Source organism: Agathobaculum sp. LCP25S3_E8, assembly GCF_052117165.1.
GTDB lineage: Bacteria > Bacillota > Clostridia > Oscillospirales > Butyricicoccaceae > Agathobaculum.
Genome location: NZ_JBQKJR010000004.1, coordinates 25929 through 43704 on the forward strand (window position 1 = coordinate 25929; position 17776 = coordinate 43704).

17 protein-coding genes and 2 other annotated features are annotated in these 17776 nt (G+C 55.7%); of the genes, 7 read left to right on the top strand and 10 right to left on the bottom strand.

Going from position 1 to position 17776, the window contains the following annotated elements:
- Window positions 1–20 precede the first annotated feature (20 nt).
- Window positions 21–1181 carry a zinc-dependent alcohol dehydrogenase gene (locus ACTQ34_RS02705; protein ID WP_441362384.1) on the bottom strand — a complete coding sequence of 387 codons (1161 nt, stop codon included), beginning with the start codon at window positions 1179–1181 and terminating at the stop codon, window positions 21–23.
- A 255-nt stretch (window positions 1182–1436) separates the two neighbouring features.
- On the opposite strand from ACTQ34_RS02705, the gene ACTQ34_RS02710 reads away from it, so the two are divergent.
- On the top strand, window positions 1437–2474 hold the full coding sequence (locus ACTQ34_RS02710) for a LacI family DNA-binding transcriptional regulator (protein WP_441362385.1): 1038 nt from the start codon (window positions 1437–1439) through the stop codon (window positions 2472–2474).
- An 85-nt stretch (window positions 2475–2559) separates the two neighbouring features.
- On the opposite strand, the gene ACTQ34_RS02715 is transcribed toward ACTQ34_RS02710, so the two are convergent.
- From ACTQ34_RS02715 to ACTQ34_RS02755, 9 genes are all read right to left on the bottom strand, one after another.
- The gene (locus tag ACTQ34_RS02715; protein ID WP_441362386.1) at window positions 2560–2997 is read right to left on the bottom strand and encodes a DUF5391 family protein; all 438 of its coding nucleotides are present in this window, start codon (window positions 2995–2997) and stop codon (window positions 2560–2562) included.
- 110 nt (window positions 2998–3107) lie between these two features.
- Window positions 3108–3815 (bottom strand): sigma-70 family RNA polymerase sigma factor, encoded by a 708-nt coding sequence (locus ACTQ34_RS02720; protein ID WP_441362387.1) that lies wholly within the window; start codon window positions 3813–3815, stop codon window positions 3108–3110.
- A complete protein-coding gene (spoIIAB, locus tag ACTQ34_RS02725; protein WP_441362474.1) occupies window positions 3812–4228 on the bottom strand; it encodes an anti-sigma F factor in 417 nt (138 codons plus the stop codon). Before spoIIAB ends, ACTQ34_RS02720 begins: the two co-directional genes overlap by 4 nt.
- A gap of 22 nt (window positions 4229–4250) precedes the next feature.
- Window positions 4251–4568 (bottom strand): anti-sigma factor antagonist, encoded by a 318-nt coding sequence (locus ACTQ34_RS02730; protein ID WP_441362388.1) that lies wholly within the window; start codon window positions 4566–4568, stop codon window positions 4251–4253.
- A gap of 87 nt (window positions 4569–4655) precedes the next feature.
- Entirely contained in the window at window positions 4656–5960 is a 1305-nt protein-coding gene (locus ACTQ34_RS02735) for a bifunctional folylpolyglutamate synthase/dihydrofolate synthase (protein ID WP_441362389.1), read from the bottom strand.
- Between the two features lie 103 nt (window positions 5961–6063).
- Window positions 6064–7131 (bottom strand): hypothetical protein, encoded by a 1068-nt coding sequence (locus ACTQ34_RS02740; protein ID WP_441362390.1) that lies wholly within the window; start codon window positions 7129–7131, stop codon window positions 6064–6066.
- A 186-nt stretch (window positions 7132–7317) separates the two neighbouring features.
- The gene (locus ACTQ34_RS02745; RefSeq protein WP_441362391.1) at window positions 7318–8193 is read right to left on the bottom strand and encodes a hypothetical protein; all 876 of its coding nucleotides are present in this window, start codon (window positions 8191–8193) and stop codon (window positions 7318–7320) included.
- 163 nt (window positions 8194–8356) lie between these two features.
- Entirely contained in the window at window positions 8357–10978 is a 2622-nt protein-coding gene (locus tag ACTQ34_RS02750; RefSeq protein WP_441362392.1) for a valine--tRNA ligase, read from the bottom strand.
- Window positions 10979–11243: 265 nt separating this feature from the next.
- Window positions 11244–11459, bottom strand: a binding site (T-box leader).
- A gap of 40 nt (window positions 11460–11499) precedes the next feature.
- A complete protein-coding gene (locus ACTQ34_RS02755) occupies window positions 11500–11682 on the bottom strand; it encodes a hypothetical protein (protein ID WP_441362393.1) in 183 nt (60 codons plus the stop codon).
- Window positions 11683–11795: 113 nt separating this feature from the next.
- On the opposite strand from ACTQ34_RS02755, the gene ACTQ34_RS02760 reads away from it, so the two are divergent.
- From ACTQ34_RS02760 to ACTQ34_RS02785, 6 genes are all read left to right on the top strand, one after another.
- Complete coding sequence (locus ACTQ34_RS02760; RefSeq protein ID WP_441362394.1) at window positions 11796–11957, top strand: hypothetical protein; 162 nt, start codon at window positions 11796–11798, stop codon at window positions 11955–11957.
- Window positions 11958–12032: 75 nt separating this feature from the next.
- Window positions 12033–12827, top strand: coding sequence for a hypothetical protein (locus ACTQ34_RS02765; RefSeq protein ID WP_441362395.1), 795 nt, complete (start codon window positions 12033–12035; stop codon window positions 12825–12827).
- Between the two features lie 14 nt (window positions 12828–12841).
- Window positions 12842–13306: a hypothetical protein gene (locus tag ACTQ34_RS02770; RefSeq protein ID WP_441362396.1), complete on the top strand. Its 465-nt coding sequence runs from the start codon at window positions 12842–12844 to the stop codon at window positions 13304–13306.
- 76 nt (window positions 13307–13382) lie between these two features.
- Window positions 13383–13621: a binding site (T-box leader), on the top strand.
- Between the two features lie 61 nt (window positions 13622–13682).
- Window positions 13683–14702, top strand: a complete 1020-nt coding sequence (pheS, locus tag ACTQ34_RS02775; protein ID WP_441362397.1) for a phenylalanine--tRNA ligase subunit alpha — start codon at window positions 13683–13685, stop codon at window positions 14700–14702.
- 223 nt (window positions 14703–14925) lie between these two features.
- Window positions 14926–17334 (top strand): phenylalanine--tRNA ligase subunit beta, encoded by a 2409-nt coding sequence (pheT, locus tag ACTQ34_RS02780; RefSeq protein WP_441362398.1) that lies wholly within the window; start codon window positions 14926–14928, stop codon window positions 17332–17334.
- Between the two features lie 77 nt (window positions 17335–17411).
- Window positions 17412–17657, top strand: coding sequence for an IreB family regulatory phosphoprotein (locus ACTQ34_RS02785; protein ID WP_031475480.1), 246 nt, complete (start codon window positions 17412–17414; stop codon window positions 17655–17657).
- Window positions 17658–17776 lie beyond the last annotated feature (119 nt).

A 17776-nucleotide genomic window follows, 5' to 3' on the forward strand; every position in this document is an offset into this window, starting at 1 on the left:
CGTTTTCCGAAGCATTCTGTTTACTTTGCTTCAATTACTACCTTCATACTTTCATCCGTTTGGCTGACTCGAATCGCCTCATCATAATCATCCAGCTTAAATTTGTGGCTGATAAACTTCTTCCACGGAAAATCATTCTGATGGCGCAGCATCATCTCCATAGTCGGCCGATAGCCCGTAGCCGCGTGGTTGTTCATGCCAATGATGCGAATGTTCTTGCCGGTTACCTCCGCCATGTTAATCGGAATACCGCCCATATCCACATACATACCCACTTCAAGAAATACACCGCATTTACGCACCATACGCAATCCTTCCGGAACCACAGACGGCACGCCGGAGCATTCACACACAACATTAGCACCCAGCCCGTGCGTTGCCTCACGCACCATCTGCACCCGTTCGTCCGCTGTTGTATTCCGCACATTCAGTACAACATCTGCACCGAATTCCTTGGCTAAATTGAGCTTATAATCCGAAATATCCGTTGCAATTATTGTGCCTGCCCCCAGCATGCGGGCTTTGATAACATGCGCCAATCCCAGCGGACCACAGCCCAGCACCACCACGGAACCGCCAAATTCGAAACCTTCACCGTCAAACGCAAACATTTCCTTTGCCTTATCCAGCGAATAGGTGACGCACATGAGCTCTGTTAGAACTGCCATATCATCCGGGAGCTTGTCCGGCACCTTGTACAGATATGCCTTCGGCGGCAGAAACATGTATTCCGCATTGGCTCCGAACAAACTTGGCTTCCGCGTTATTGACATGGTATTGCCGAAACACTCTCGTGATGGATCTTCACACCACGGATACCACGATGCCGTTCGGCAATAGTAGCATTCGCCGCATACGATATCCGGGCAAAAGGTAATGCGCTCCCCTGCATGTATTTCCTCTCCGTAAAAGTCTTTTCGAACAACGCCCGGAGAAACTGCATCCAGAATGCCAACTGCCTCATGACCCATGATGTATGGATATGCAACATTAAATTCTGTGTCGCTCCCGCTGTTCTGTTTTGTTTCGCCGCGGTAAGAATGCTTATCCGTGCCACAGATTCCACACTGGATTACCTTCAAAACTGCGCCCTCATACTTTTCCAAATCCGGATAAGGGAAGTGCTGAATTGAAATTTTTCCCGGTCCCTCGATAACAGCCGCTTTCACCTGTTTTGCCATATCCATCATCCCTTCTTTTTAAATTATTTTAAAAATAACTAAATTTATTTTGTGCTTTAATTAAAACATTCTTCTTATTTCTTGTCAATATGTCTATTTTTATGAATTATTCCTCTTATTTTTGTCGCTATTACCCTTTTAATTGGAATGTTTTTCTTCTAAGCGATTTAAAATTTTAAAAATTATTTTTAATTTTTTATTTGAAATTTTGATTTTCATACGTTATCATAGAATCAGTATCAGGAGGCGAGATCCATGAAACTCAAAGAAATTGCCGCTTTGGCCGGTGTTTCTCCCGCAACAGTTTCTCTAGTTCTCAACAACCGCGTTGGCGTGAACGAAAGAACCAGAGCGCAAGTTGCGAAACTGCTATCCGAACACGGCTATTCCATACGGCATGAAACCACTCTTCCCGCCAAAAGAAACATTCTATACATCCGTTTCAGAGGCTCCGGACATCTCTTCGAATCCGTGGACGATTTTTATGAAAAAATATTCGACGGAGCGGATTCCACCGCAAAAAAGCTGGGCTACAACATCAATGTAACCAACACCAATCTGACCAGCTTACCACACCTCCTCGACGAAGCGAACCAGCAATCTTTGGACGGCATTATTTTCTTTGCCTCCGAATTTGATCCCATACATGCCGATTTATTTTCAGCAACTCGCATCCCAACCGTTGTGGTGGACTCTCGTTTTCCCGAACACTCCATCAACTCCGTCACCGTGGAAAGCACTTTCAGCGTGTATCAGGCACTGCGCCACCTATACGATCTCGGCCACCGGCGCATCGGCTTTTTAACCGCTAACGAGGCCACCGGTGCCCTGCCGGAACGACAAAACGCATTTTATCATTCCCAGCAAAAGCTCGGTTTGGAATTGAGACCGGAAGACATTATCACGCTTCCCATTTTTGTCGATCCTGCCTGCCGTGCCTTCAGCCGATATCTGGAGCAAACCACTGATTTGCCTACTGCTTTTTTTGCTTACAATGACATCATTGCTGCCGGGGCTCTCAAGGCACTATCCTTTTCTTCCCTTCGCGTACCGCAAGACCTCTCCATTGTCGGTTTTGACGATTCCCTTGTTTGCTCCCTCTTTTCCCCCGCTTTGACCACGATGCGTATCCCCAAACAAAAAATCGGCGAATTAGCGGTGAAACGATTGGACGAAATTATCAACGGCGATACCACCGTATTGGTGTCGCTTGTTGCCTCCGAACTCATTGTTCGGGACACTACCGCCCCGCCGCGAACCTCCCAATCCCCTACGTTTTCCACGCACGCATAAAAAAGGCTTGATATCTGATACAAACAGATATCAAGCCTTTTGCATATCATTTCAGATGACATACCACGCCATCCGTTATTTCACCTTAAGCCGACCCGCGCACGGGAAACGCCGCCCGAAACCACAAAAACCCCATAATAAATGCTGCGATGCCCAAGACCGCTACAAGAAGGAACCATCGGTCCAGTCCCATGACATACCAGCCCTCAATGCCGATTTGAAAGAGCAGCATAATCACCATCAAACCGAGCAGCACCAGCGTCACCACCATCACCGCGCCGTTGATGACCGCGAGTAAATATTTCGCCCAATGCTGTCCCACGCCATATAACACCGCAGGAATCAGATATACCGCCGCAGCCAGCGCAGCTGCAACCCACATCGTGCGACTGCCAAAGCTGCCCAAATACGGAATACTGCCCTGCATCGTAGGAGAAAGCGCTATGGCAAGCACGATCATGACCCAAATCACAGCCAGACCCGCTGCCCAGCCGACCACCGATTTCCGCACTGTTTTCCGCATCGTTTCCACCCCTTTCCGATATCTGCTTTCAGTTTAACCCAGCCCATGCAACCTGTCAACGCCAATCTGCAAGCGCAAAAAAGCGGGCCGCATTCAACATGCTGCCCGCTCTATTCCATCAGTTTTTTGCGCAGCGCTTCGATTGCCCTCTTCTCGATACGCGATACCTGCACTTGCGACACCCCAATGATTTTGGACACCTGCTGCTGGGTCAGGTCACGCGAAAAACGCAGGGCAAGTACCTGTCTCTCCCGCTCAGGCAGCGTACGCACCGCCTCGCCCAGCGACAAATACAGGCAGGTGCGCTCCTCCATGCCCTCGTCACCCACCAGATCACCCAGCCGTCCGCCGCCTGACAGCTCGCGCTCAAACGAATCCACTGTCACGTCCGCCTGCTCACAGGAGGCGACCTCCTCCACCGTCAACCCGGCAGCTGCCGCAACCTCGGTCACCGTGGGCGAACGGCCGGTGCGACCCTCCAGCTCGGCTTGAATGCGCCGCACGCGCACCGCGCGTTCCTTTACCGCACGCCCAACCTTAACCGCGCCGTCATCCCGCAAAAAACGTCGGATCTCGCCCGCAATTTTGGGTACAGCATAAGTAGAAAATTCGTTGCCGAGCGCCGCGTCAAAACCGCGCACCGCCTTGATAAAACCCACGCAAGCCAGTTGGTACAGATCGTCCGGGTCTACGCCATGCCCGTAGTACCGTCGCGCAATCGACCAGATAAGCCCGCTGTTTTCCTCAATCAGCTGCGCTTCCGCATCGCGGTCACCCGCTGCCGCCCGCTCGAGCAGACCGCGCATCGCTCCGGTCACGCGTCGCGCTCCCGCAACAGTTTAATCATGGTCACCATCGTTCCCTTCCCGGGCGTGGAACGCACGCGCAGCTTGTCCGTAAACGATTCCATAATGGTAAAGCCCATGCCGCTGCGGGTATCGTCCCCTGTAGTGAACATGGGCTGGCGCGCCTGCTCGACATTCTCGATGCCGCGTCCGGTATCTTTGACCTTGATTTCCAAAATACGTCCTTCCAGCAACCGCACCGTGACCGTGATAAACCCGGTTTTATCCGCATAACCATGGACAATCGCATTTGTGACCGCCTCGGATACAACGGTTTTAATGTCGCCCAGCTCCTCCATTGTTGGGTCGAGCTGCGCCACAAACGCGCCCACCGCCTGCCGTGCAAACGCTTCGTTAACCGAGTGACTTTCAAATTTCAGGCTCATTTTGTTGATAACCGCGCGCAAGTTACTCCCCCCTCTCGAAAATCATGACCTGCGGCAGACCCGCCGCCTCAAACACACGCATTGGCTGCGGCGGCGTGCCGCGCACCACAAAATCGCAGCCGCTGCGCGCGCAGGTGCGGTGCAGATGCAGCACGACCGCAAGCCCCGAGCTGTCCATAAACGTCAGTCCTGCCAAGTTGAGCACCAGCTTTTCGCAGGGGTAGAGCGCCATTAAATCCTCGCTCTGCTCAATGGCTTCGCGCGCGGCGTGGTGGTCCAGCTCACCCGACAACGAAACCGTCAGAACGCCGTCGCTCTCCGCCTGTGTGATATGCAGCATAAGTGTTTTTCACCTCATTTTTTCTGTCAAAACAAAAAAGGCCTGTACCTTCCCGGTACAAGCCTTAGTTTACCATTTTTTACCGTTTTATTCTGCCGCTTTCTGTCGCGTGCGCAGGATTTTTTCCGCCTCGCCAATCAGATACAGCGAACCACACACCAGCACACAATCGCGCGGCGCGGCCTTTTCCAGCGCCAGTTCAATCGCGCGCTCAACCGTATGGCAGTCATACACCTCGCCGCAGTGCTGCTCGGCGATAGCTGCCGCAGTCTGCGCAGGCAGCGCGCGCGTATCCGCCTCGGGCGCGCAGGCAAAGAACACATCTGCGCGGCGTGACATCTCGTAAATGCATTCCCCATATTCCTTATCTTTCACCATGCCCATCACGACCAGCAGACGGCGCATTTTGAGCATTTCATCCACCGTGCGGGTGAGCGCCGCCACGCCTGCGGCATTGTGCGCTCCGTCGAGCAGCACCAGCGGCTGATCGACCATGCGCTCGAGCCGTCCGGGCATGCGCGCCCGCGCCAGTCCGCGCACCTCGGCTTCCTGCGGAATGTTCCAGCCGCGCTCCCGCAGCGCAGCCAGCGTGCGCAGCGCAGTCTGTGCGTTTTGCAGCTGATGGCGGCCGGGCATCGGAATGGTGTAGCCCTGCCCTCCGCGCACAAATGCCGAACCCATAATATCGCAGCGCAGCAACTGCATCTCCTGCATGCCGGCATACCAGACCGCACCTGCCGCGTCGCATGCGCGCCGTATGACCGGCAGCGCCTCATCAGGCTGTCCTTCAGCACACACAACCGCACAAGCAGGCTTGATGATTGCGGCCTTTTCGGCCGCGATTTTGGCAACCGTGTCGCCGAGCACAGCCATATGATCGCGTGAAATCGGGGTAATGACACATACCTCGGGTGCAAGAATGATGTTGGTCGCATCGCACCGGCCACCAAGTCCAGTCTCAAGCACAACGATATCGCACCGCTGCTCGGCAAAGTACAAAAACGCCAGCGCCGTGGTGAACTCGAACTCACCGATGTGTTCGCCCTCCGGCAATGTCAGCCCTTCACAGGCCTGCGCCACACGCGCGGACAGACGCGTTAAATCTGCGTCCGGAATCATGACGCCGTCCACGCGGATGCGCTCATGAAACTGCACGAGGTAAGGCGAAGTGTACAGTCCGACATGATATCCCGCTGCGCGCAGCACGGAATCCAACATGCACGCGGTCGAGCCTTTGCCGTTCGTGCCCGCCAAATGCACGAATTTCAGCCCATCCTGCGGATTACCGAGCGCCGCGCACAAGGCGCGGATGCGGTGCAGGCCGGGCGCGCCGGAAAAGCGACCGAGCGAATGAATATAATCAACGGCGGTTTTGGGAATTGCGGTATTCATAGTAAACCCTTTCCTGAAAAAACGATATGCAACATTATACCATGCCTTTCCAAAAAGAAAAAGGAGAAACCGAAGTTTCCCCCTCTTCTGTTGCTCGACTGACTTAAAGCGCAATCTCCGGTCCCAGCTCGACCGCGCCGCCCGCAGCGTCCCCCGCGCCGCCCATATCGCCCGCAGAAACCGAAGGCAGCGGACAGGCCGGTACGGCTGCCGCCGCAAACTCATCATAGCCGTGCTTCCAGCGCTTGTTCTGCACAGGGGTCTGCACGATACCGCCGTTTGCCGTCGCCGCATCCGCACGCTTGCGCTTGGTGCGCTGCTCCTTCTGCGCACGGCGCAGACGATTGGCCTCTTCCTGCTTTTGCTCACGCTCAGCGCGTTTTTTCTTTGCGCTGAGGAGTTGCTCCGCCTGCAGACGGCTGATTTTCCGTGTTGCGCGTTGCAGCAGCGTGCGCAGCGAACGAATGGCGCGCCGCGCCTGCGCTGCGTTCTCGCTCGAGGACATGGCCTCGCCCTGCAAGTTGTTGATTGCGCTATTGATATCCGAAATGAGCAGATTGACCTGCCCCACGCTTGCCGCACGGGACAGCCGATGATACTTTCCCTTGGTCGAGTAGTTGCGCGGATTTGTAACAAAGATTGTTTTTTTCTCCTTTTTCGGTTTGTTCATCTCCGCAAACCAGTGCAGCAGCTGCCTTGCCTTCTCCATCTGCTCGGCCGCCGGCGATTTTTCGAAATATGTCCAAGTCTGCGCCTTCTCCTCGCCGACATATACGCCCGTGATATCCGTGGCGCTCAGCGTGCGCAGCAGCCGCAGCAGCGTATCGCAGCCTTCCTGAAATTCCTCCGGACCCTGCGCCATTTTATCCAAAAACGCCTGATCGATCACCAGATGCTTACCGCCGCCCAGCCCGATGGCGATCTGCTTCAGTTCGTCTCCATCTTGCGCGCTGCCGGTCGCAATCTCGATGCCGGGAAAGCTGTCGCGCAGGCTTTCCAATACCTCATTGACCGCACGCGTCCAGTCTGTCTGCTGCCAGTCGGTGTCCAGCGTCACCGTATCCTGCGGCTCCGTCTGTCCAGCAGCACGGTACGTGTCCATGCCGGTATTCCGGCTCTGCTGTCCTGCCGCACGATAAAGTGCCCGTATTCGTTCAATTCGTTCCACCATGCTCTACCCCTCCATCCCTTTGCTGCCGGTTAAATCCTTTTATATGTAAATATCCGACCAAAACGGCAAAAAAGTAATGGACAGTTTCAACAATTTTTCAATCTTTGTTTCGTCTATCACACAAAAGAAGCAGGCGCTACAGACTAGAGTCTGAAGCGCCTGCTTCCACGCAACCGCGCGCATCCGTCAGTCTTTCTTGACCTGCACAGCAGAGGCATGCAGCGCCGCCCGCTTGCGCCGAAAGCGGCCGTGAATCATGCCCACCGTATCACGCGCCGATACCGGCAGCTGCACACCAAAAATCATCTTGGTCACCCACAGGAAGAACAACAACACTGCGATTGGCAACACACAGTTGGTAATGATCAGCACTGCAACCGCATCGATAAACTGATTCAGCATTTGCTCAGCCTTTTGTTTGAGGTCGGTCACGCCCGAAGTGATGCTCGCACCAATGCCGCTAACCCAATCAAACAGGCCGCCATTCTCATTCTCGGTTTCCTCCCCTACATCGGTCTGCCCAATCTCATCCACGGACTGCTGTACCGCGTCAACCGTCTGCTGGATATCAAATGTTTCTTCCACCAGCGTACTCATCTGAACACTGGCCGGAACAATCAGACAGATAATCACGCCGAACACTGCTAGCCGCACAGCCAACTGCACCAGCACCGTCCGATTCGTGAACAGCCAGATACCGGTCAACACGCAGGCAATTGGAATAAGATACTGGAAAGTCACAAGGAAGGTCATGGTGAGCAGGAATTTTTCCAGCATGATCGCACCAACGACGATCAACAGGTAGGTTGCCATTTCAGCCACCTGGTTGGCAATAGGTGTGGTTGCATCCCCTGGAACGGCCGAAATGATGACCGATCCGGCAGCGACCGCTGCCGTCAGTTCGGTGACCGTTACCTTTTTTTCGTCCAGCACCGCAATTGAAGCCGCATGGAACGCCGGATCAGACAGCCTTCCTGCTAGCACAAATGCGGACAGCAGCGCAATCACGACCAACGCCACCACGGCTATCCATCGTCTCACATTTGGGTTCATTGTTTTCATAGAAAATCTCTCCTCTCGTTTTTTGCATCTCTGCACAAGAGATCCTGTTTTTTTCGCGCATTGATTCTGTTTTTTGCAATATTCGACATTATATCACATCTTGAAGCAAAAGAAAAACGGCATGGCATAGCCATACCGTTTTACATTACTCTATTGATTGCATTTATCCGAGAGCTGCAATGGATTCCTCCAGCTTTGCGAGGTGCTCACGCAGCTTTTCGGCCTTCTCGCGCTCGACCGCGACAACCTTTTCGGGCGCTTTGTCGACAAACTTCGGGTTGTTCAGCTTCTTCATGACGAACGCAATGTCATCCTCAACCTTGGCCTTCTCCTTCTCGAGGCGCGCGCGCTCAGCAGCGAAGTCGATGAGATCGCCCATCGGCATATACAGCTGCGCATCACCCGTGACGACCGAGGCCATCTTGGCCGCGTCCGCGGGCACTGCATCAATCAGCTCGATGCCGGACGCATAAGCGAGTTTCGGGAAGAAGCCTTCGCCAGCAGCAAAGGTGTCTTTTTTCTCGGTCAGGATGAGCACCTTGGCTTTTTTGGACGGCGGAACGTTCATCTCACTGCGGCGGTTACGGATGGCGCGCACCGCGTCCATCAGCGTCTCCATCTGCGCCTCTTCTGCGGCGAAATGCAGCTTTTCGTCATACTCCGGCCACTGGGACACCATAACCGACGGTCCTTCGTGCGGCAGCACCTGCCAGATGGTTTCGGTGATGAACGGCATGAACGGGTGCAGCAGCTGCATCGCGCCGGACAGCACATAGCACAGCACCTTCTGCACGTTCTCGTCGCCCGCCTGCAAACGGGTCTTGGCAATTTCGATATACCAGTCGCAGAAGTTGTCCCAGATAAAGTCGTTGAGCTTGGCAGCCGCCAGACCCAGCTCGTACTGGTCGATGTTGCGGGTGACCTCGGCAACGAGCGTATTGTACTTGGACACGATCCACTTGTCCTCAAGCGCCAGCGTCTCGGGCAATTCGGCGGCCTTATCCTTGCCGATGGTCAGGTTCATCTGGATAAAGCGCGACGCATTCCAAATTTTGTTGCAGAAGTTACGCGACGCCTGCACGCGCTCGTCCGAGAAACGCATGTCGTTTCCGGGGCTGTTGCCGGTCGCCAGCGTAAAGCGCAGCGCGTCCGCGCCGTACTGGTCGATGACTTCCAGCGGGTCGATGCCGTTGCCCAGCGACTTGGACATCTTGCGGCCCTGCGCGTCGCGTACCAGACCGTGAATATACACGGTATCAAACGGCGTCTGACCCATGTGCTCGACGCCCGAGAAAATCATACGCGCGACCCAGAAGAAGATGATATCATAGCCGGTGACCAGCGTGGAGGTCGGATAGAAGTAGTCCAGTTCCGGCGTTTTATCCGGCCATCCGAGCGTGGAGAACGGCCACAGCGCAGACGAGAACCAGGTATCCAGCACATCCTCTTCCTGACGGACGTTCTTCGAGCCGCACTTGGGGCAAACGTGTACATCTTCCTTGGAGACGGTCATTTCGCCGCAGTCGTCGCAGTAGAACGCCGGGATGCGGTGACCCCACCACAGCTGACGCGAAATGCACCAGTCGTGCACGTTTTCCATCCAGCGCAGATAGGTCTTGGAGAACCGGTCGGGCACAAACTTGGTCTTGCCCTCGGTGACAACGTCCATCGCGGGCTTTGCCAGCGGCGCCATCTTGACGAACCACTGTGCCGAGGTCATCGGCTCGACCGTCGTGCCGCAGCGATAGCAGGTGCCGACGTTGTGCTCGTGGTCCTCGGTCTTGACCAGATAGCCGCCCTCTTCGAGGTCCTTGATGACCGCCTTGCGGCACTCATAGCGGTCCATGCCCTCGTACTTGCCGCCGTTTTCGTTGACGGTCGCGTCCTCGTTGAACACGAGAATCTGCTCGAGGTTGTGGCGCTGACCCATCTCGAAGTCGTTCGGGTCGTGGCAGGGCGTGACCTTAACGCAGCCCGTACCAAACTCCATATCAACGTAATCATCACCGAAAATCGGGATTTCACGGTTCATAATCGGCAGGATGCAGGTCTTGCCAATCAGGTGCTTGTAGCGCTCGTCGTTCGGGTTGACGGCCACGCCGGTGTCGCCCATGAAGGTTTCCGGACGGGTGGTCGCCACGACCAAATCGCCCGAACCGTCCGCCAGCGGATAGCGGATGTGCCACAGCTTGCCCGGCTGGGTCTCATACTCGACCTCCGCATCGGAAAGCGCGGTCGTGCAGTGCGGACACCAGTTGATGATACGGTGACCCTTGTAAATCAGGCCCTTGTTATACAGGTTGACAAACACCTCGCGCACCGCCTTGGAGCAGCCCTCGTCCATCGTGAAGCGCTCACGCTCCCAGTCACAGGACGAACCGAGCTTTTTGAGCTGGCTGATGATGCGGTCGCCGTACTTATTCTTCCAGTCCCAAACGCGCTCGAGGAACTTTTCGCGGCCGAGGTCGTAACGGGTCAGGCCCTCTTCCTTGCGCAGGTTCTCTTCCACCTTAATCTGGGTGGCGATGCCCGCGTGGTCGGTACCGGGCATCCACAGCGCTTCGTAGCCCTGCATGCGCTTGGTGCGGATGAGGATGTCCTGCAAGGTCTCATCGAACGCATGGCCCATGTGCAGCTGGCCGGTCACGTTCGGAGGCGGAATGACGATGGTATAGGGTTTCTTATCCGGATTGACCTCGGCATGGAAAAAGCCGGAGTCGTTCCAGAAGCTGTACAGCTTGTCCTCGACCGCTTTCGGGTCGTAGGTCTTGGGCAGTTCGCTCATTGATCTATCTCCTTTTGAATTAAATTGACTGATTTTGGCGCGGTAGCGCCCCCCGGGGTGGCAGAGCCCCTTCTTGTTTCTCGCGACAGATGGGCGGAAACCGTCGGGCGGGGCGCACTCTTGCGCGCACAGCGCGCCCTAAAGGAAGGGGGTGATTCGCAAGAGGGAGGAAACCATGGGTTTCCCCCTCTTGTGCGCCCGCGGCGCGCAGCCGCACGTTTTCCGCTGCCCGCGAAATACGGGCAAACAAAAAAGCACGCCGTCCGTATAGGACGAAGCGTGCTCCGTGGTACCACCTAAATTCGCGGCAAAGCTGCCGCGCACTCGTTGACCCGTAACGTGGGCGGGACGGGACGGCCTACTGGTTTCAACCCTCCTGCTCCAAAGCGACCTTCTTCCTTCCCGCCGAAGGGCTTGCACCGAACCGCCCTCTCTCTTGACGCGCGGGGACAGGAATACTCCTCTTTGTCATTGCATTTTTCGTATTAACTTAATCAGTATATCCACAAAAGCGGGGTTTGTCAAGATTTTTGCGCCTCAGAAATGTCAATTTTGCCGTTTTTCTCTTCGTAGTCACGAATACAGCCGTAAATCAGGTGCATGACTTGTCCGTTGATTGACCGGCCCTCGTATTTTGCGATATAGCGCAGCTTGAGACGGGTTTCGTCATCCAGCCGCAGGGATAGATGTTTTTTCTTTTCCACATATAGCACTCATTTCGCATTTATTATGGGTTCATTTTAAGTGTATTATGTGTTAGAATGAGAATAAGAACCCATAGTGGGTTCTTAATAATTTCTACATGGAGGTCACTGCTATGGACGAACTCAACTACAAGGATGCTTACCTTTATCTGGTGCGCGCGGTGGACGACCTTGTCCGCTACATGGAGCTGTCGGACGAAACCGCCGACCGCCAAACCGTCCTTTCCGGGCTGCGGCAGGCGCTCTCCGGCGCGGAAGAGCGCGCCATCGACTGAAAACCCGTCCTGTAACTTGTGCTTTGCCGCCCCTCTGTTATAATGAAGGTATCCAAACATAGGGAGGCGATCACCATGCGTCAAAAGTTCCGTTCTGTTCTCTGCCTGTTTGCTTTGCTCCTTGTCCTGCTGCCTGTTTCCGCGCGCGCCAACGGCCTGCCGACCTCGTCCATTTATGTCAGCATCGCCGGGATGAACGACAGCATTGTATCTGTCGCCCTGCTTGGAAACGAGCCGTATGACAATCCCTCGCAAAATCCGCCCGAAGCGCTCACCGCCGCCCTGCCGGACGGCTGGTATGTGTGGGACTGCGCACCATACGACGGAGATCAGGTGTTCTTATGGACTTTTCCCTTCCCCTCGCCGTTCCGTGCGGCGCTGCTGCATGAGGACGGCACGGTGCTGCTGACCGGCGAGGCCGAGCGCACCCGCGCAATGCAAACCTTTACCATCAACGCACAGACCGGTGAAATCTCAACCTCACCGATTGGAATTGGTCTGCTCAAACAATTTGTCTGCACCTTTATGGTAACGCTCCTCATCGAGGCAGCGGTGCTGCTGCTGTTCCGTTTCAAGCTGTACGAAAACCTCAAGCCGTTTTTGCTGGTCAACCTTGCAACGCAGGCTTTGATGACGCTTACCTATGGGCGCATTTTGCTCTCCGCCGATTGGAGACAAGCCTTTTTCTGGGCATTTGCCGTCGAAGCGGTTATTTTCGTCGTCGAAGCGCTTGCCTATGCGCGCTTTTTGCACGGGTACACCCGCGCGCGCCGCGTGGCGTATGCCCTCACCGCCAACCTTGTGAGCTTTGTCATCGGCACGCTGTTCATCACACCGGTTTACAGCGCGCTGGCGCATTTGATGTATTAGAAGGAGAAATCGGTATGACCCGCAAACGAAAAATCCTGCTTGTGTTGCTCGCCATGGCGGTGCTTGTCGCAGTGTCCGGCCTTGCGTGGCAGACCGTCGGCAAACAGCAGACCATCCACGCCGAAGTGCGCACTGCGCGCATGACGCAAATTGAAAACACCGTGCCGGACGGCATCCTGTCGGCACAGGAGCTGCTTTCGCAGCCCGTCAGGCAAGACGACGTGACCTTGCACCGCGCGGTCTACTATCCGCAGGCCGAAGCGCTTGTGTGCTTTTTTGAAAACGAGGACCCTAACCGGGATATATACCCTGCCGCTCTGCCCGACTGCAACGCTGCCATACTGCCCGATGCATACGGCATCACGGCATATATTTTTGAAGACGTGCCGGCTGATGCCCTTGCCGGCGGCGTGGTTGCCGAGATGACCGACTGGCAATTTGAAAGCTGCAAACCGCTCACCTTTGCCCTCAGCGGCTGATTGTACACAAATTTGTGCAACTTCCCCTTGCATTTGCCGAAAAACTGTGTTTTAATAATACTGTTATGGAATAACGATACCTGCGATGAACAGGGAAAGTACCGTCATCCCCCTCTTTTCAGAGAAAACGGCCTTTGGCTGCGAGCCGTTCAAAGAGACTTGACACGAAGTTCCCCTGCGAGCACCGGCGCTGAACGGAAACCCAGTAGGCGCAGGCGAAGTAACGCCCCGTTACCGGCGTTCAATGAGTGCCCGGCCTGTCCGGGAATCAGGGTGGTACCACGGAAGATGTATTTTACGCCTTTCGTCCCTATTTTGCGGGACGAAAGGCTTTTTTATTGCGTCCCTGAACGATTTTTCATAAAGGAGAGTCATCATGAAAGAAAAACTGCAAGGCATTTTGCAGGCCGCAAAGGACCAGCTTGCCGCGGCGGGCGACGCCCGTGCGCTCGACGAGGCGCGTGTGCGCTTCCTCGGCAAAAAGGGCGAGTTGACCGCGCTCTTAAAGGGCATGAAGGATGTGGCCGCAGAGGAGCGTCCGGCGGTCGGCCAGCTCATCAACGATGTGCGCGCCGAAATCGAAACCATCATCGACAAGCAGAAGGAAGTCATCGAGCAGGCCGCGCTGGCACATAAGCTGGAGGCTGAGACCATCGACGTCACCCTGCCGGGCGAGGAAGTCGTCATCGGCAAAAAGCATCCGCTCAACATCGTGCTGGACGAGTTGAAAGAAATCTTTATCGGTCTGGGCTTCTCCATTGCGGAAGGCCCGGAGGTCGAGCTGGACCACTACAACTTTGAAGCGCTCAACATCCCGAAGGACCATCCCGCGCGCGACACGCAGGACACCTTCTACATCTCGGATAATGTGGTGCTGCGCACGCAGACCTCGCCCATGCAGGTGCGCACGATGGAGCAGAAAAAGCCCCCCATCCGCATCATTGCACCGGGCCGTGTGTACCGTTCGGACGCGGTTGACGCCACTCACTCCCCGCTGTTCCATCAGATTGAGGGTCTGGTTGTCGATAAGGGCATCCGCATGTCTGACCTCAAGGGCATCCTTGAGCTGTTCGCCAAAAAGCTGTACGGCGAGGACACGGTTGTGCGGTTCCGTCCGCACCACTTCCCGTTCACCGAGCCGAGTGCCGAAATGGATATCCAGTGCTACCGCTGCCACGGCGCGGGCTGCCCGCTGTGCAAAGGCGAGGGCTGGATCGAAATCCTCGGCTGCGGCATGGTGCACCCCAAGGTGCTCGAAATGAGCGGCATCGACCCCGAGGAGTATTCGGGCTATGCGTTCGGCATCGGTCTGGAGCGCACGGTCATGGGCCGTTTCAAGATTGACGACATCCGCCTGTTCTATGAGAACGACGTACGTTTCTTAGAACAGTTCTAAGAACTTCGTTTGAAACCACGCTTTCAAACGAAAAGCCGTACCGCGCCTATGCGCGGATACGTCTCACGCTGCGAAAAGTTGCGATAAACGAAACTGTTCTCCGCACTTGTGAAAAAACCGTGATACATGCTCCCGGTTTTTTCGGCTGCTTTGCAGCTTTTATAAAATGCGCGCCTGACGGCGCGATATCCTGAACATTACGATAAAGGAGCGTTCATCTATTATGAAGTTGCCGCTTTCCTGGCTTTCGGATTACACCGATATTTCCGGCGTCACCCCCAAGGAGTATGACGCCCGCCTGACCATGTCCGGCTCCAAGGTCGAGGAGGTCTACTACCTCGGCGCAGAGATTGAAAACGTCGTGACCGGCAAAGTTCTGTCGGTTGTCGACCATCCGGACTCCGACCACCTGAAAATCTGCCAGATCGATGTGGGGCAGGGCGAACCCATCCAGATCGTCACCGGCGCACCCAACGTAACCCCCGATTCGGTCGGCGAAATCTGCCCGGTCGCGCTGCACAAGTCCACGCTGCCCGGCGGCGTCAAAATCACCAAGGGCAAGCTGCGCGGCGAGGTCTCCAACGGCATGATGTGCTCGTTCCAGGAGCTGGGACTGACGCACGGCTGCGTGCCTTATGCCTGCGAGAATGGCATTCTGTTCCTGCCCGAAGGCACGCCCGTGGGCGAGGATATCAAGAAGGTGCTCGGCCTCGACGACTATGTTGCCGACTTCGAAATCACCTCCAACCGCGCTGACTGCTTCAGCGTCATCGGTCTTGCACGCGAAACCGCCGCGACCTTTGACCGTCCGTTCTCGGTCAAGGATCCGGTCGTCAAGGGTTCGGGTGACGACATCAACAAGTATATGTCAGTTGAGGTGGTTGACACCGACCTGTGCCCGCGCTACACCGCGCGTCTGGTCAAGAACATCAAAATCGAGCCGTCCCCTGCATGGATGCGCGAGCGTCTGCATGCCTGCGGTGTACGCCCGATTAACAACATCGTTGATATCACCAACTATGTCATGCTTGAGTACGGTCAGCCGATGCATGCATTCGACTACTCCTGCCTGTCCGACGGCAAGATTGTCGTGCGCCGCGCGCGCAACGGCGAGTCCATCCAGACCCTTGACGGGCAGGACCACGACCTGACCGACAAGATGCTGGCCATCTGCGACAACGACAAGCCGGTTGCTGTCGCAGGCGTTATGGGCGGCGCAAACTCGGAAATCGAGGATGACACCAAGACAGTCGTTTTCGAGTCTGCCTGCTTCCACGGCGCAACCGTGCGCGTAACGGCCAAGGCACTCGGCATGCGCACCGAGGCATCCGGCCGCTTTGAAAAGGGACTTGACCCGTCGCTGACTATGCCCGCCGTGCAGCGCGCGTGCGAGCTGGTCGAAATGCTGGGCGCGGGCGAGGTGGTAGACGGCATCATCGACGCATGCGCCGCCGATCTGACCCCCAGGGCGCTGCCCTTTGAGCCGGACAAAATGAACGCGCTGCTCGGTCTTGACCTGTCTGCCGACGAGCAGAAGGCGTATCTGGAGCGCCTCGAGTTCCGTGTTGAGGACGGAAAGGTTATCATCCCGTCCTTCCGCGTAGACATTGCGCGCATGTGCGATCTGGCGGAGGAAGTCGCACGCATGTACGGCTACGACAAGATCCCGACTACGCTGTACGCGGGCGAAATGGTACAGGGCGAGTACACGCCCAAACAGCTGGCCGAGCAGAATGTCTCGCTGACCTGCCGGGAGGCCGGTTTTGACGAGGCGATGAGCCATTCGTTCATCTCTCCGAAGTTCTATGACATGATCGGCTGGGATAAGGACGACCCGCGCCGCATCTCCACGACCATTCTCAACCCGCTCGGCGAGGATTTCAGCGTCATGCGCACGACCGTGCTGCCCTCCATGCTGCAATCGCTGGCGCACAACCATGCGCACCGCAACCCGACCGCGTCGCTGTTTGAGCTGGGCACGGTCTATATCCCAACCGTCAAGGACGGCAAAGCCGATCCGGACGTTTTGCCGCGCGAAGAGAAAATCATCACCCTCGGCAGCTATGGCCGCCTGTCCTTCTTCCAGTTTAAGGGCGTGGTGGAAGCCATCTGCCGTGAGCTGAACGTCAAGAACGTGCAGTTCATGCCGGAAAAGAGCAATCCGTCCTATCATCCGGGCCGCTGTGCCAACATTTTGATCGATGGCAAGCCCGTCGGTGTGTTCGGCACGGTGCATCCGACCGTTGCCGCACGCTATGGCCTGTCCGGCGAGGTACTCGCCGCCGAGCTGCCGCTGGACGCTCTGTTTGAAGCGATTGACCCGGTCAAGCTCTATCACCCGCTGCCCAAGTTCCCGGCCTCGACCCGCGATATCGCCGTGCTGGTCGACGATGCGGTACCCGCTGCTTCCATGCAGGCCTCGATCGAAAAGGCCGCAGGCCACATTCTGGAAAACGTTAAGCTGTTCGACGTGTACAAGGGCAAGGGCATCCCCGAGGGCAAGAAGTCGGTTGCCTACTCGCTGTCCATGCGCGCACCCGACCGCACGCTGACGGATGAAGAGTGCGATAAGGCGATGAAAAATGCACTGGCAGCGCTGGAAAAAGATTTCGGCGCGGTTTTGCGCGGATAAGACTTTACTTTTCGGCCGTTTTGTATTATGCTGTTTATAGCAAAAAACCAACCGGTAGGATCGGAAAGGAGACAGACATGCTTGACGGCACAAGAAAATTCAGCCTTGTAGACGAGTCCAACAAGGAAATGAAGCGCACGCTGACCGCAGTATATGATGCGCTTAAGGAGAAAGGGTATAACCCGATCAACCAGATCGTGGGCTATCTCCTCTCTGAGGACCCGACGTACATCACCAACCATAACAATGCACGCAGCCTGATCTGCAAGATCGACCGCGACGAGTTGATGCAGGAGTTGGTGCAGTTCTACCTCGATAACTGAGGCAGGGCTTGACAAACGGAGTAAATTCGTTATAATGAGAGTAGTAGAAGAGGCACCGCCGACAGACGGTTGACCTCAGAAACGTGTTATCTTATGAAAAAATAACCGCAATCTTTGGT

Bases quoted from the DNA above. Each gene is read 5' to 3' on its own strand.
- ACTQ34_RS02705 (WP_441362384.1), bottom strand. From the start codon at position 1,181: ATGGCAAAACAGGTGAAAGCGGCTGTTATCGAGGGACCGGGAAAAATT.
- ACTQ34_RS02710 (WP_441362385.1), top strand. From the start codon at position 1,437: ATGAAACTCAAAGAAATTGCCGCTTTGGCCGGTGTTTCTCCCGCAACA.
- ACTQ34_RS02715 (WP_441362386.1), bottom strand. From the start codon at position 2,997: ATGCGGAAAACAGTGCGGAAATCGGTGGTCGGCTGGGCAGCGGGTCTG.
- spoIIAB (WP_441362474.1), bottom strand. From the start codon at position 4,228: ATGAGCCTGAAATTTGAAAGTCACTCGGTTAACGAAGCGTTTGCACGG.
- ACTQ34_RS02730 (WP_441362388.1), bottom strand. From the start codon at position 4,568: ATGCTGCATATCACACAGGCGGAGAGCGACGGCGTTCTGACGGTTTCG.
- ACTQ34_RS02735 (WP_441362389.1), bottom strand. From the start codon at position 5,960: ATGAATACCGCAATTCCCAAAACCGCCGTTGATTATATTCATTCGCTC.
- ACTQ34_RS02740 (WP_441362390.1), bottom strand. From the start codon at position 7,131: ATGGTGGAACGAATTGAACGAATACGGGCACTTTATCGTGCGGCAGGA.
- ACTQ34_RS02745 (WP_441362391.1), bottom strand. From the start codon at position 8,193: ATGAAAACAATGAACCCAAATGTGAGACGATGGATAGCCGTGGTGGCG.
- ACTQ34_RS02750 (WP_441362392.1), bottom strand. From the start codon at position 10,978: ATGAGCGAACTGCCCAAGACCTACGACCCGAAAGCGGTCGAGGACAAG.
- ACTQ34_RS02760 (WP_441362394.1), top strand. From the start codon at position 11,796: ATGGACGAACTCAACTACAAGGATGCTTACCTTTATCTGGTGCGCGCG.
- ACTQ34_RS02765 (WP_441362395.1), top strand. From the start codon at position 12,033: ATGCGTCAAAAGTTCCGTTCTGTTCTCTGCCTGTTTGCTTTGCTCCTT.
- ACTQ34_RS02770 (WP_441362396.1), top strand. From the start codon at position 12,842: ATGACCCGCAAACGAAAAATCCTGCTTGTGTTGCTCGCCATGGCGGTG.
- pheS (WP_441362397.1), top strand. From the start codon at position 13,683: ATGAAAGAAAAACTGCAAGGCATTTTGCAGGCCGCAAAGGACCAGCTT.
- pheT (WP_441362398.1), top strand. From the start codon at position 14,926: ATGAAGTTGCCGCTTTCCTGGCTTTCGGATTACACCGATATTTCCGGC.
- ACTQ34_RS02785 (WP_031475480.1), top strand. From the start codon at position 17,412: ATGCTTGACGGCACAAGAAAATTCAGCCTTGTAGACGAGTCCAACAAG.